Raw genomic sequence first — 14667 nt, forward strand, 5'->3', positions numbered from 1 at the left:
TCACTTTTAACACAAAATGTTTTTAATGAGATTTAAATAGAGCAAAAATAAGATTAAAATTTTAACAAATATACTATCAACAAAAATATATTTCGTTAATAAGTTCACGCATCTGTTTAAAAAGTAAGACCTTGATATGCAGGTTTTACATAGGATGGGACGTAATTTACGACCACATTGTAATTATGTGTGAGTAGAGCTTCAATGATGAGAACATCCAAATCCATTAATTTCGATTTGGTCTTTAAGGTATATTCCTTAAAGACCAAAAAATGAAATTACATATGATAAATAAGAAAAATTACTGTACTATTTTACAACGTTTCATACGTGCAAGATCACTCAAAACAGCATTACGATTATTTAAAGCCGAAATTTCATTGCTTTCACTGGATTTAGGATCCATAAAAAACAGAGCAGGTAAAAATACAACACCTGCCGCTGCTAAAGCTACATTTTTATTTCTTGCTGTAGAACGCTCTCTAATTGTATCATTAATCTGTCGTTTATTAGCAAAAAACTCCCGTTGAATATCGGTGCAACTCATTGATCCATCATGTAATGTTGTCGTTGCAATATTTTTTTCTAAACGCCCCCCACATGCTGTCAAGGAAACTGCTAAAACGACAATACATACACCCCGCTTAAAATTCTTATACATAAAAACCTCATTTTAAACATAAAAAAGTGATATTTATGTCAAAAATAAAACAAAATAAAGGATAATCTTCAAAAAACTTTATTTAACGTAAAATATTGTATGAATAAGCTTATGCAGTTGTTTCGAAAGTAAGACCTTGATATGCAGGTTTTACATAGGATGGAACGTAATTTATAACCTTATTGTAATCCAGCGATCTGTCCATATGTGTGAGTATTGCTTGTTTCGGCTTTAAATATTCTATCCACTGTAATGCTTGATCAACAGAAAAATGACTCGGATGGGATTTAAATTGAAGAGCTTCAATGATGAGAACATCCAAATCCATTAATTTGGATAAAGTTTTTTCAGGAAATTCACTAACATCCGTACAATAGGCAACATTCCCAATCCGAAAACCTAAGGAATGAATGTTTCCGTGGTGTTGTAAATGTGTATTGACGCTTATTTCTCCGCCCTGCCCCTGAATAATAAATTGGCTATCTTCATTGATAAGATGCTCTTTTAAAATGGGAGAATAAGATGAATCTTCTGGAGTTTGAAAACAATATCCGAAAGCACTTTTGAGATGCTCTAGTGTAAATCTGTCCGCATAGATATCTATTAAACATTTTTGTGCAAGTGCATAGCTGCGTAAATCATCAATACCGTGGATATGGTCTGCATGAGAATGCGTGTAAAGAGCAGCATCAAGATGGCTTACACGCGCATCGATCATTTGTGAGCGAAAATCTGGACCTGTATCAATAACGATCGTTGTTTTGTCTCCAGAAGGTTTAATACGTTCAACTAATAAAGAACTTCTGTAGCGTTTATTTTTAGGGTTATTCGGATCACATGTTCCCCAATCACCATTAGGTCTTGGCACTCCTGGAGAAGGACCACAACCTAATATTGTAAATCGGTATTGATCACACATATCTTTTGCCTTATTTCATTTTGCTAAATAAACGAAAAGCATTACGCGTTGTTATTTGAGCTATTTCTTCAATGCTTAAGCCAATTGTTTCAGCCAAAACAGCTGCTGTATAACATACAAAAGATGGTTCATTTGTTTTTCCCCGATGGGGACTAGGTGCTAAGAATGGAGCATCTGTTTCCACTAACAAATGCTCATGGGGCACAATTTTTGCTATTTCACGGATTTCAAGTGCGTTTTTAAAAGTAAGAATACCTGAAAAAGAAATATAACCACCAAGTTCAATTCCAGCACGAGCAAGTTGCATTCCAGACGAATAACAATGAAGGATAAAGGGAAAAGCTCCTTCTTTTATCTGTTCACGTAATATTTTCTCCATATCGATATCGGCATTGCGTGAATGTATAACAAGAGGAATCTGTGTTTCTCGAGAAGCAATGATATGTTCTTGAAAAACTTTCTTTTGCTCTTCTGGTGTAGAGTAATCATAATGATAATCAAGGCCCCCTTCCCCAAACGCAACAATTTTAGGGTGATTCGAGAGCTGTATAAGCTCTTCCGCTGTAATATTTTGTTCTTCATGCGCGTGATTGGGGTGTGTTCCAACGGAACAAAAGACTTGATCATAGCTTTGCGCAATGGCTAACAGTTTATCTAACTTATGAACATGGGTTGAAATTGTTATCATACGTTTAACGTCAGCATCTAAAGCCCGTTGGATAACATTATCCAAATCTTGTGAAAAGTCTTCAAAATCAAGATGACAATGTGTATCAATCAACATGATGAGTGTCTTCTTTCTTCAAGATATAACGAGGAAAAATTGGTTCTGGTGGTGGAAGATCAAGCCCTTCTTGAATTTTTGAATGACTTATATGATACAATAACCGATCATCTTCAGCAACTGCAAGGCTATCAAGAAGTTTCGTTGCTGATTGGGGTATGAAAGGCAAAAGCATAATTCCTATTCTCCGCAAGATTTCTACAGTTATATAAAGAACTGTAGAAAATCGTTCTCGATCGTTTTTACGTAAACTCCAAGGTTGTTCGTTGGCAAAATAGCGATTGGCATCTGCTACAATTGAAAAAATAGCTGAAAGTGCTAAATGCATACTATAAGAAGACATAGCTTGGTGTACAGTTTCAAGTACTTGAAGAGATTGTTCTAAAAGCTGTTTATCTTGAGCTAAAAATGAAGCTGGTTTCGGGACTTGTGCATTACAATTTTTGGCAATCATAGACAAACAGCGCTGTGCTAAATTACCAAGATCGTTAGCAAGATCAGCATTAATACGGTTCACAAGGCTTTCATGACTATAACTACCATCTTGTCCGAATGGCACTTCACGGAGAAGGAAATAACGGACCTGATCAAGACCATAATGATCAACCATTTCAAAAGGATCAACGACATTTCCAATAGATTTTGACATTTTTGCACCACGATTAAGTAAAAAACCATGTGCAAAAATATTTTTAGGCAATTCAATTCCAGCAGACATTAAAAATGCCGGCCAATAGACTGCATGAAAACGAATAATATCCTTACCAATAATATGCGTATTTGCAGGCCAAAAATCACGTTTTTTTGAATTTTCATTGAAAAAACCTATTGCTGATAGATAATTTGTAAGCGCATCAACCCAGACATACATCACGTGCTTTGGATTCTCAGGAACAGCAATTCCCCAGTTAAAACTTGCGCGTGAAATAGAGATATCTTTTAAACCTGATTTGATAAAACTTATAATTTCATTACGCCGCTCAAATGGAGCAATAAAATCAGGATGTTTTTCATAATATTCAAGAAGAGCCTTTTCATAATGAGAAAGTCTAAAAAAATAACTTTCTTCTTCATTCCATTCAACTGGAGAGCCTAATTCTTTCTCACGACGGATGTTGTCTGCTCCAATTTCCGTATCTTTTTCTTCATAATAGGCTTCTTGGCGAACCGAATACCACCCCGTATAACGACCGAGATAAATATCGCCATTTGCTTCCATCTTTTTCCAAATTTCTTGACAAGCTTGATAATGGCGTTCTTCTGTCGTACGGATAAAATCATCGTTAGAACAATTTAATACTGCAAGCATTTTTTGAAACACCGCACTATTACGATCTGCAAGTTGCTGAGGTGTCATGCCTAATGCAGCTGCGGTTTGTTGCATCTTGAGACCATGCTCATCTGTACCAGAAAGAAAAAATACATTTTTTCCGTTTAACCGTTGAAAGCGGGCTAAAACATCGCTTGCAATGGCACTATAAGCATGTCCAATATGTGGAGCACCATTAGGATAAAAAATGGGAGTTGTTATGTAATATGTGTCACGCATGTCATACTCGTTGTAAAACGCTATAAATAGAAGATATAATGACATAACGCTTGTTCATCGCATTGTCACGGAAAAACTAATTCTCATGAATGATCTTATGAACTTTAAAAAGTAAGTTAATAACAAACTGCTTTTTATCGAGATTAAACAGTTGTATTTCCTCTATTTCTTGATGAATCTCCTGCCATTTTTCCGCATATTTTTTTGAGAGAAATAAGTCTCCCTTTTCAACGAGCATGATAGCTTTTTTTTGAATTTTATTAAGAATTTCATCACAAAATTGTTGAAATTGGAATGTAGAAGAAGCAGATGAAAATGTTTGTGCAAGAGTATGTACAATTGTTGCGTTACAAACAGGTTTCTCTAGGAGAGCATCAATTGTTTTAATAATTTCAAGACCGCCATGGCAAATAAGTAAAGCGGCTTTTCGAGGGCTTCCTTTAGATTTTTTAATAATCATTTCAATTGTTTTTTCATCAGGTAAATCCTGATCGGCGAAAATATGTATAATAACTTTTTTCATTTCATCGTTATTCAACGGACGAAAAGAAATTTTTTGACACCGTGAATGGATTGTTGGAAGCAATTTTCCTGAAGAATGTGCGATAATAACAAATAACGTTTTTGTAGGTGGTTCTTCAAGTATTTTGAGAATTGCATTTGCTGCATTTCTATTCATATCATCTGCAGAATCAATAATAACAATACGCCATCCATTATCTTGCGATGTTCGACTTAAAAAATGCATAATATCACGGATATCATCAACGAGTATTCCTGTTTTAAACTTTTGCGTTTTCACATCAAATCGACGTGAAATATACAAAAGACCAGGGTGACTTCCTTGTGTAATTTGGCGCCATGGGGTAGAATAAGGATCGGGTTTGAAGAAAGAACTCTGTTGAAAACTTAAAATGTTCCAAGCAAGATGAAAGGCTAATGTAGCCTTTCCAATCCCGTATTCTCCTTCAAATAATAATGCATGATGCAAACGCTCTTCTTTAAGCATTTGTGTCAAAAAATGACGCACATCCTCATGACCAAAGATAACATTGTTCTGGGATGGTGATAAAATTGTATCAATATCATCATATTGGCGTAAGGTATTTAAATTACTCATGAAAGCTGATCCAACAATACCTGATGACAAATATTTTTTATTTGATGAGCAATAGCTTCCACTGAGCCAGTGGCATCAATGACTCGAAATCTATGGGGTTCTTGTTTGGCCAATTGAAGAAAAGCCTTACGTCTTTGTTCTTGAATTTCCAACTGATCTTTTTCAAAATAATCAATTTCTTCTGTTTTTTTTCTTCGTAAATTTGCACGCTTCATACCACACATTGCTGGCATATCTAATAAAAATGTTAAATGAGGCAAAATACCATTGAGCGCAATACACTCTAAAACAGAAAGAAGAGAAGAACTGACTCTATTATTGAGTCCTTGATAAACGCGTGTAGAATCAATAAAGCGGTCACATAAAACGATTTTACCTTTTTGCAAAGAAGGTGCAATAACTTCATGAAAATGGTCGACGCGTGCAGCTGTAAACAAAACAGCTTCAATCAACGGTCCATACTGTCGCGCCTGCCCCGACAACAAAATATGCCGGATTGCTTCTGCTCCTGGCGTTCCTCCTGGTTCTCGTGTTGTAACAACATCATAACCTTGGTGAGAGAGAGACTCAGCAAGTAAAGAAATCTGCACCGTTTTTCCTACCCCCTCCCCTCCTTCGAATGTAATAAAATAACCTGACACGTATGACCTTAACCTTATTAGCGCGTAACTACAAATATTTCCGTAACCATCCAATTGTTATTTCATAGAATGCATTTTTTACTTTTGTAAAGAAACTTCCTTCCTGAATATTCATTCCGGCAAAAACTGGTTTTTCCAGAAGAACCTTTTTATCTTCTAAAATTTGAATAACACCAACTGATTGCCCAGAAACGATGGGGGCTTTCAATGGACCATGATATTTAATTTTTGCTTTAACATTAACTTCTTTTTCATTGGAAAGCATAAAACTTATCGGTTTTTTGACAATAAGTGGGACAAAACTTTTCTTTCCACCATAAACAGAAGCAAGACCAACCGTTTCTTCTTTTGTGAAAATTGTTTTGAGATCAAATGCCGTCATCCCCCATTGAAGAATGCGTTCTATTTCTTTTGTATATTTTTTACCATCTTGCAAACCATTGATTGCTAAAAAAAGACGTCGATGATTTTTAGAAATGGTGGCAACCATTGAAAAACCTTCTTTTTCACTGTAGCCAAAACCAAATCCTTCTACACCAATTTCCTTAGAAATAAGAGGGTTTTTATTACGTTGAAAAATATTATTCCATGTAAAATGAGGCTCACAATAAAGTGCATAATAATCCGGATATTTCTGAACAATATGACGTGCTAATATAATCATATCACGCACAGTTACAAATTGTCCCTCTTCCGGTAGCCCTGTAGCATTAACAAAATGACTCTGAGATAATCCGATTATTTTTGCGCGCTGATTCATCAGTTTTACAAAATGATCTTCATGTCCTGATATTCCTTCAGCAAGAATAATAGCAGCATCATTTCCATTCACAATAATTAAACCACGTAAAAGATCAGAAACACTGATTTCTGTCTTTATCTTTGCAAACATAGTGGTTGTACCGGAAGGTGCTCCACCTTTGCGCCAAGCATTTTCACTGACCTTGAATTTCTGCGTACTTTTTAATAATCCTTTTTTTAATTGATGAAATACAACTTCTGCTGTCATCAATTTTACTAATGAAGCAGGAAAAAAAGGAATATCACTTTGTTTTTCATAAAGTATTGTCTCTGTATCATCATCGAGTAATAACAGTTGTGATGCGGGAGTTTGAAAATCTTGTGCTCTCCCCCACATATCAAATGCCAATACTCCCCATAATATCAATAAGATCCTTAATGCTGTATACATAGCTGCTCCTCCCATCCCAAAGATCAACATAAAGAATCTTATATAGGAAAAAACTTTTTGATTTCTGAAAATTGAGGAATTATTTACAACTCATAAAAAGATTTTATTTTCATTTAGCTTTAGAAAAAATAATATGACACGTTTTTTATCTTCCATGTAGGTTCAATTTAACATTTTAAATGTATGAGAGACAAAAGATTTTTTCCTATTTTTATTGATAGTATTTTGATTTGTTATGATAAATTATCATTTTAAAATTGAAGCTAACTCAAAATACTGTAAGATTCTCTCATCCCCTCTTCTCATATTGAATTCATTAAAAATCGCTTACTTACGGGTCATAAGTAGGGTTCGTATATGGATAAAAATTATTAAAAAAGAGAGTAAAAATACTTCTTATAAACCTCTCAAGTGTTAAGAATTATCGCACAAAACATTGGGGATTTGCAAAGTGTATGATGGTGTCGATTTATATCTTCATAAGAGTAAAGATGCTGATGTCTAAAGGCGTTAACAGTTATACCATTCACAGGCGCTGTCGCAAAATAGGCTTGTAGCGTGTTAAAGTATGTCTCTTTTAAATAAGTCCATGAATTGGCAATGTAAGTGTATTTTGTTTGAGACGCTCTGTTTTTCGTGAGGGAACTTACTCCATTAAAGAACATGATAAACAAAAGCATGAGATAATGCATAATCTTTTCATAAGATATTACCGTAGATACTTTAGAAAGATGCAAAGCCGAATCAAAATAAAATATTTTTTTACTTGTTAAGCTTTTTATTCCTCTCAAATCGATTGTACAAGTTGTTTTAGAGATTACACAAACAGACTGACACAATAATTTACCTTCGTCTAGCAAAAGCTATTACAGCAAGAAAAGTACGCGCTTTATTAAGCAAGCAATATCATAAAACGACGAATAGACCAGCAATGGAGTGAAAAGGCCGTACTGAATTTATAATAATAGAACCCAACCATGCTTTTTGAAAAGGACAAAGCGCTTTAAGATAAAAATCCTACACTAAATCCGTAATTTCTTACCTTTTTTACTAGAAAATTATATAGATAAAAAATCAATGCATTTTTTCTTAAAACAGTTGTAGCCAATTAACCTTTGTTTTTTTGTTTAGCTTATTTATAGAAGCAACTTGATCGAATGGTATCGGCTTATCAACCATGATAGGACCAATTTCTGGCAATTTAACTGCAACAGTTTTATTACGTTGTTCTTGTTCAACAGCAGCAGCTTTAGCTAAGTCTTTTTTGTTCCTTGTATTGCGCTGCTCTTTTAACAAAACAGTTTCTCTTTTTTTCGCAATATTTTCCGACGCTAATGAATATGGGGCAGCATTTCCAGGAGTATAAGAGGACATTAAATATGCACCATCATAATAGCCAACAGGTGCTTCAGCAATATATTCTACTTTAACATCTGCGACCCCCCTATCTACATACCCCAATATTGCCGCAGCTTGCTTTGATAAATCAATGATTCTGTCTTTCATAAAAGGTCCGCGATCATTCACTCTAACAACGATTGAAGATCCATTTTTCAAATTAGTAACACGAGCATAACTAGGTAAAGGCATTGTAGGATGAGCAGCAGTCAAAAGATTCATGTCATAAATTTCACCATTGGCAGTTAAACGTCCATGAAAATCTGAACCATACCATGATGCTTCGCCAACACGTTTATAAGTTGGATCACTTTGAGGATAATACCACTTTCCTTTTATTTGATAAGGTTTACCAACAATCGCTCGTCCACGCTTTTTTTCTTCCGATTGATTCTTCTTATTGGAGACTTGTTGAGGTAGTACAGAAGTGTTTACGTTAATTGGTTTATTATGATAGGAATCTTTTATTGAAAAATTCATAGTTTGGCTTGCGCAACAAGATACCAGTGACTGAGAAATGACGATCATAGAAAACAATTGAAGTGTTGGTTTAATCATAAAAGTAATTTTCTTTTTTCTATTTGAAGGCATCTATTCAGTCCACTTATTTCTGTTAAGTACTACTTGTAAAAACCACGTCACGCTTTTTGTACGCAACGGAAGAATTTACGTTTTTAAATGATTCCCCTCACGCATATACCACTCTTGAATTGGCCCCTTCTATCAAGAAATTAACGTATTGTTAACCTTTTTATGGTTTTCATACAAAATAAATGTACTATACTAGATGTTAAAAAGATTAAAATTTAAACAAATCAACATCTTATAGAAAATTCATTTCATAATATAAGTGTGAATAAGTGGTGATTTTAGCAACTGTTTTGCGAATCATGTAATGCAGTGGGTATTAAAAAACCACCTATGGATTGAGAAAATTAGAAACCGCATGTGCTGCCAACGCAGGTACAACCCTATCCGCAAGTTTGTTGAAAATGGAGACAGCATAGCACTGCTCTATTCTAAAACAGCTGATAGAAAATGACAGGCTATAGAATCAATAAAAACTTCAAAAAGAATCAAAACAAAAAAGATTCTTAAACTTTTTATAGCCTATTGATATTACTTAAATTTGGTGAGCGCGCAGGGATTCGAACCCTGGACCTACTGATTAAAAGTCAGTTGCTCTACCAGCTGAGCTACGCGCTCTCACACAAGCTATCTAGTTTGCACACTATCTAATTTGTAGAAAGTGAAGGGAACATACGGTTGACTTTCCATTAGGTCAACACCTTTTGAAAAAAAATATTATTATTTTCTTCAGTTATCAATAATTTTCCGTTTTCGCCCCTTTACTTCATCATTGTATAAGTACTCTTTAATCTTCTTTTTGAAGTTTCAATAAAGGAAAAATTTTACTGTAAAATATTGCATAGATTCGAAGCGTTAAAATTATGAGAAATACCCCTTTCCCCTCACATGGGTTGTTGAGCATAATGGGTAGAGAAGAAAAAATACCTTTTATTATAATATTATTTTTATATCTTTATATTTTAGTGTTCAATTCTCAAATATGAATACAGCTTTATAAGATAATATATTTATTTATAATAATTTATTATTTTTCACTTGAGTGAAAATTCTCAAATACTGTAAGTTTTTCTCATTTCAAATCTTTTTTATATTGAAACAATAAAAAGCATTTTCTTGATCGATATAAGCGAGAGAATAAAACTATAAAAAAGAAATGAAAATACCTTTTATGCCTCCTTTCAACAACCAAAAATTATCGCAACATTAGGGTTCATGAAAATAGTATATAGCGGTTGACACGTTAGACTTGAAAATGGAACAATGAGCAACAATGGCTTTGAGAGTATGATTTTTATTCATGTATAATGAATATATAACGAAAGCCAATTTATCCTATAGAATCAAGTAGATATGAAGCAAAAATTTAGTCTCATTGAAAATATCCCGAATGACTATAAATTATGCTCACTATTAGAGCTGTAGATAATTTTACTAAGAATAAAAAAGCAGAAATAATATGCAGTATGCAAAATTATTTTAAGTGTTTTGAATATATAGAATGCCTTCTAATTAACTTTTTTATATCAAAAATTACAAAATACGTAGATATATTTTTAGAAGAAAAGGATAATACTAGTCACAAAATTTAGTGTTGGATAATTCAGTCAGAACTATAAAGTATATTTATACATTATTTAATATTAATGTATATATGCAGTATATAAATAACAATTTAAATATATATATAAATAAACATATTTATTTATTAAACGATAAGATCAAAAACAAAGAAAATAATTTTGATTTGGCGATAAAAATTGTAAAAATGCTATATATACATGTATTTTTACTTTACTAAGTTTTATTATTTTGATTGGAATATTGAATGTTAACATGTAAACAATATGAGCTACTCTTGTTTATTCATAACCATATAAAAGAAACTGGTGTTCCTCCTTCTTTTGAAGAAATGAAAAATGCATTAGAACTTTCTTCAAAGTCTGGTATTCATAAGCTCATTATAGCCTTAGAACAACGAGGTTTTATACGTCGCTTGCCCAATCGTGCTCGTGCTGTGGAGGTGATTCGACTTCCTGAGAAAATAACATTTAACCTTTCTTTAGCACGTAAAATTTCTCCCAGTATGATAGAAAGAAAGAAAAGGGAAATATCAAAAAGCTTGAGTCCCTTTGATGAAGAAGAAAAAAAAAATATCACCATTCCTATTATGGGACGTATTTCTGCGAGCGTACCCGCCTCTGCTATACTGCAACAAATAAACAGCCTTTCTCTTCCACTCGATATGGTTAATACAGGTGAGCACTACGCATTAGAAGTTAAAGATGATTCTATGATGGAGGCTGGTATCCTTGATAAAGATACGATCATTGTGAAACGTCAAAATACAGCAATAACAGGTGAAATTATTGTTGCGTTTATTGATAAAAAAGAAGCCACATTAAAACGTTATCGACGCAAAGGAGCTTCTATTGCATTAGAAGCCGCAAATCCTCATTATGAAGTACGGACATACGAATCCGAGCGTATAGAAATACAAGGAAAACTTACCGGACTTATTCGCAAATATTAAAAAATAAACCTTATAGTACGCGATAGATATCGCAGTAAGAAGCTGTTGAGTATTTTTTTATTGTGCCACACACAATTGACTTCTTCTCCACAGCCAAAGATGCCCCCAATTCGGTTTATAAACAATCCAGATCCTTATCGAGCGGGTTTAATTTTCCCTTCCCTCCATGTTCTTCACTTAATGCAAGGCTTGACAAGTAAGTTTTAAAATATTCACCACGTACTTTGAAAAGAACTTAAATGCTTTGAAGGAAGCTGCCTTATATCATCATCCTCAATAACGGAATTTTACGATATAATAAGACAAAATTGTATGCATGCATAAAAACATATAAAATTTTGTAGAAAAAAATCAAATAACTTTGTAACAGATTGTATTGCATAGGTATAAAAATAAAGAACATTATTTTTAAATTAATAAAAGCGCAACTCAATCATTCATAGTAATTGTAGGATCATCATGGTAGCACCTCGTATTAGTTTTGTCTCCCTCGGATGCCCAAAAGCACTCGTAGATTCTGAGCGAATTATTACACGCCTTCGCTCTGAAGGGTATGAGATTTCACGTCAACATCAAGGAGCTGATGTCGTTATTGTGAATACCTGTGGTTTTCTTGACTCGGCAAGGAGAGAATCATTAGCCAATATTGATGAAGCTCTTAAAAAAAATGGAAAAGTTATTGTAACGGGGTGTCTTGGTGCTGATCCTGATGCTATTCGCCAAACATATCCTAATGTATTGGCTATTACAAAACCGCAAGCTTATGAAAGCGTTATAGAAGCTGTTCATACAGCAATTCCTCCTGTTCATGATCCTTTTCTTGATTTAGTTCCTCCCCAAGGTATTCGTTTAACACCTCGCCATTACGCCTACTTAAAGATTTCTGAAGGATGCTCTAATCGGTGTAGTTTTTGTATCATCCCTACTTTGCGTGGTGATCTCACTTCACGTCCCATCAGCGATGTTCTTCGTGAAGCTGAAAAACTCGTGCAAGCGGGTGTAAAAGAACTTTTGGTTATTTCACAGGATACGAGTGCTTATGGTGTTGATCTTAAATATCTCGAAAATTCTTGGAAAGATCGTACAATCAAAACTAAATTCTTTGATCTTTGTCGCGAACTAGGCGATATGGGTATTTGGGTACGTATGCATTACGTTTATCCTTATCCCCATGTTGATGAAGTTATCGAACTTATGGCTGCAAAAAAAATTCTTCCTTATCTGGATATACCTTTTCAGCATGCATCACCAACTGTTTTGCGTCACATGAAGCGTCCCGCACTTATGGAAAAAACAAACCGTAGAATTGAAAAATGGCGGAAAATATGTCCAGATCTTACTTTGCGATCAACATTTATCGTTGGTTTTCCTGGTGAAACGAATGAAGATTTTAATATACTTCTAGAATGGCTAGAAGAAGCAAAAATTGAACGCGCGGGGTGCTTTAAATATGAAGAAGTAAAAGGAGCTGCCGCAAATGAATTGGGATTAGAAAATATTCCTGAAGAGGTGAAAGAAAACCGCTGGCATCGTTTTATGGCAAAACAACAACAAATTTCTACACATCTTTTAAAGAAAAAAATTGGAAAAAGACTCCGAGTGCTTATCGATGAAAGTCAAGGAAAAGTTGCCAAAGGACGTAGTCAGTACGATGCTCCAGAAATAGATGGTGTTGTCCATATATCATCACGACGCCCACTGCGTGTTGGTGAATTTGTCACCGTTAAAATCGAACAATCGGATGCCTATGACCTTTATGGTATAGCAGTTTAAAAATTTAACTCCTTCCCTGTCCTCAATGATGAAGATTTCTATCAGCATTGGTTTATAAAAAAGCGACTTTTCATAACAAGAACCGATCATGTGACTTACTTCATGAGAATTTACGAGCAATCCTTATTCTGAATGTTTGCTATACACTCCCAAAATACCAAGCAGTTATATATTCTCTTAATTTAATGCCTTAAATGAGCTTTAAATGGCGGTGACGGCGGCGCAAAAGAATAAAATCCACAAGGCTCACCATTTTTAATTAACAAAAGAGCAAATCGACAACCTTACTATTTTCCCATTTTTCATATTACGACAGTCATTGGTTAGTGAAAGGAAACTTTTTTCAAGAGTGTTTTATGCACACAAGAATTTCCTTTGTGATATGCAAACGGATGTTTTTTATGGAAGCAATATAAGAGAATTTGAAACAAAACAATCTGACGATATTTAAATGAAAAAAAATAAATTATCATTATAAATAAGTCTCTTATCTTAAACTCTTTAAACTTATTTTAAAAATATCTAATTTTTATTAACACGTTTTAAAATCAAAGAATTTCTTATCAAGCAAATGACTTGGGCGTACATTTGTTAAAGCGCGAATCATCGTATCTTTACGTCCTGGCATTTGTCTTTCTATATTTTTCAGCATTTCTTTCATTGCATTACGTTGTAATCCATCTTGACTACCGCAAAGATTACAAGGAATAATTGGAAATTGCATTTCTTGAGAAAATTTTTCCATATCTTCCTCAGCAGCATAAACAAGAGGACGTAATACAAAAAGATCTCCTTCATCATTTTTAAGTTTTCCAGGCATGGCAGCTAATCGGCCACCGTGAAACAAATTCATAAAAAATGTTTCTAAAACATCATCACGATGATGACCTAAAACTAATGCAGAACATCCTTCTTCACGTGCAATACGATAGAGATTACCACGTCGCAATCGAGAACAAAGTGAACAATATGTATGCGACTCTGCCAATTTATCTGTAACAATGGAATAAGTATCCTGATATTCAATACGATATGGAATTTTATAAGAACTTAAAAAGTCTGGAAGAATATGCTTAGGAAATCCTGGTTGCCCTTGATCAAGATTACAGGCTAGAATTTCAACGGATAAAAGACCTCGCCACTTTAAGTCTAAAAGAAGCGCTAATAAACCATAAGAGTCTTTTCCACCCGATAAAGCAACAAGCCATTTTTTCCCTGTAGAGAGCATAGAAAAATCATCCAAAGCTTGTCGCATATGACGTAAAAGTCGTTTGCGCAATTTATTAAATTCTACGCTTGAAGGAGCAACACGAAACATTGGATGACAATTATCTGCTTCGCTTATTAAAGGATCATCTCTCCCTTTGTTTTCTTCTATTGCCTGATATTCAACTGAAACATCATTCATAATACCATATCCTGCACAATAAACGGCTCGTTTTGCAAAGATAAAAACAAATATTAAAGCAAGCTTACATTTATGTTTTTTGAATTTATAAATTAGATACA

General features: G+C 34.0%; 11 protein-coding genes, 1 tRNA gene and 1 pseudogene. 2 read left to right on the forward strand and 11 right to left on the reverse strand.

Features of this window, described 5'->3' with window-relative positions; translation table 11 throughout:
* Positions 1-116: 116 nt before the first annotated feature.
* The 10 genes and pseudogenes from ACFINE_RS04875 to ACFINE_RS04920 all read right to left on the reverse strand — a co-directional run.
* Positions 117-245, reverse strand: a pseudogene (locus ACFINE_RS04875) (MBL fold metallo-hydrolase); the annotation flags it as partial.
* 56 nt (positions 246-301) lie between these two features.
* Positions 302-661, reverse strand: a complete 360-nt coding sequence (locus ACFINE_RS04880) for a hypothetical protein (RefSeq protein ID WP_375621255.1) — start codon at positions 659-661, stop codon at positions 302-304.
* A 109-nt stretch (positions 662-770) separates the two neighbouring features.
* A complete protein-coding gene (locus ACFINE_RS04885) occupies positions 771-1580 on the reverse strand; it encodes an MBL fold metallo-hydrolase (RefSeq protein WP_375621256.1) in 810 nt (269 codons plus the stop codon).
* Positions 1581-1590: 10 nt separating this feature from the next.
* Positions 1591-2364 carry a TatD family hydrolase gene (locus tag ACFINE_RS04890; RefSeq protein WP_375618142.1) on the reverse strand — a complete coding sequence of 258 codons (774 nt, stop codon included), beginning with the start codon at positions 2362-2364 and terminating at the stop codon, positions 1591-1593.
* Complete coding sequence (metG, locus tag ACFINE_RS04895; protein WP_375621257.1) at positions 2354-3913, reverse strand: methionine--tRNA ligase; 1560 nt, start codon at positions 3911-3913, stop codon at positions 2354-2356. Before metG ends, ACFINE_RS04890 begins: the two co-directional genes overlap by 11 nt.
* Positions 3914-3989: 76 nt before the next feature.
* A complete protein-coding gene (locus tag ACFINE_RS04900) occupies positions 3990-5033 on the reverse strand; it encodes a DNA polymerase III subunit delta' (protein WP_375621258.1) in 1044 nt (347 codons plus the stop codon).
* Positions 5030-5674, reverse strand: coding sequence for a dTMP kinase (tmk, locus tag ACFINE_RS04905; RefSeq protein WP_375621259.1), 645 nt, complete (start codon positions 5672-5674; stop codon positions 5030-5032). The genes ACFINE_RS04900 and tmk overlap by 4 nt, the downstream gene beginning before the upstream one ends.
* A 28-nt stretch (positions 5675-5702) precedes the next feature.
* A complete protein-coding gene (locus ACFINE_RS04910; protein ID WP_375621260.1) occupies positions 5703-6866 on the reverse strand; it encodes a D-alanyl-D-alanine carboxypeptidase family protein in 1164 nt (387 codons plus the stop codon).
* Between the two features lie 1089 nt (positions 6867-7955).
* Positions 7956-8855 carry a septal ring lytic transglycosylase RlpA family protein gene (locus tag ACFINE_RS04915; RefSeq protein WP_375621261.1) on the reverse strand — a complete coding sequence of 300 codons (900 nt, stop codon included), beginning with the start codon at positions 8853-8855 and terminating at the stop codon, positions 7956-7958.
* Positions 8856-9394: 539 nt separating this feature from the next.
* Positions 9395-9470: transfer RNA gene (locus tag ACFINE_RS04920), tRNA-Lys, on the reverse strand.
* Between the two features lie 1210 nt (positions 9471-10680).
* On the opposite strand from ACFINE_RS04920, the gene lexA reads away from it, so the two are divergent.
* Entirely contained in the window at positions 10681-11385 is a 705-nt protein-coding gene (gene lexA / locus ACFINE_RS04925; RefSeq protein ID WP_375621262.1) for a transcriptional repressor LexA, read from the forward strand.
* 459 nt (positions 11386-11844) lie between these two features.
* Entirely contained in the window at positions 11845-13158 is a 1314-nt protein-coding gene (gene rimO, locus ACFINE_RS04930) for a 30S ribosomal protein S12 methylthiotransferase RimO (RefSeq protein WP_375621263.1), read from the forward strand.
* 532 nt (positions 13159-13690) lie between these two features.
* On the opposite strand, the gene ttcA is transcribed toward rimO, so the two are convergent.
* Positions 13691-14566 (reverse strand): tRNA 2-thiocytidine(32) synthetase TtcA, encoded by an 876-nt coding sequence (ttcA, locus tag ACFINE_RS04935; RefSeq protein ID WP_375621264.1) that lies wholly within the window; start codon positions 14564-14566, stop codon positions 13691-13693.
* Between the last annotated feature and the right edge of the window lie 101 nt (positions 14567-14667).

The organism is Bartonella sp. AA97HXZ (assembly GCF_042196985.1).
Classification (GTDB): domain Bacteria; phylum Pseudomonadota; class Alphaproteobacteria; order Rhizobiales; family Rhizobiaceae; genus Bartonella.

Excerpts from the sequence above, each read along its gene's own strand:
- ACFINE_RS04880 (WP_375621255.1), bottom strand. The coding sequence starts at position 661 with ATGTATAAGAATTTTAAGCGGGGTGTATGTATTGTCGTTTTAGCAGTT.
- ACFINE_RS04885 (WP_375621256.1), bottom strand. The coding sequence starts at position 1,580 with ATGTGTGATCAATACCGATTTACAATATTAGGTTGTGGTCCTTCTCCA.
- ACFINE_RS04890 (WP_375618142.1), bottom strand. The coding sequence starts at position 2,364 with ATGTTGATTGATACACATTGTCATCTTGATTTTGAAGACTTTTCACAA.
- metG (WP_375621257.1), bottom strand. The coding sequence starts at position 3,913 with ATGCGTGACACATATTACATAACAACTCCCATTTTTTATCCTAATGGT.
- ACFINE_RS04900 (WP_375621258.1), bottom strand. The coding sequence starts at position 5,033 with ATGAGTAATTTAAATACCTTACGCCAATATGATGATATTGATACAATT.
- ACFINE_RS04910 (WP_375621260.1), bottom strand. The coding sequence starts at position 6,866 with ATGTATACAGCATTAAGGATCTTATTGATATTATGGGGAGTATTGGCA.
- ACFINE_RS04915 (WP_375621261.1), bottom strand. The coding sequence starts at position 8,855 with ATGCCTTCAAATAGAAAAAAGAAAATTACTTTTATGATTAAACCAACA.
- lexA (WP_375621262.1), top strand. The coding sequence starts at position 10,681 with ATGTTAACATGTAAACAATATGAGCTACTCTTGTTTATTCATAACCAT.
- rimO (WP_375621263.1), top strand. The coding sequence starts at position 11,845 with ATGGTAGCACCTCGTATTAGTTTTGTCTCCCTCGGATGCCCAAAAGCA.
- ttcA (WP_375621264.1), bottom strand. The coding sequence starts at position 14,566 with ATGAATGATGTTTCAGTTGAATATCAGGCAATAGAAGAAAACAAAGGG.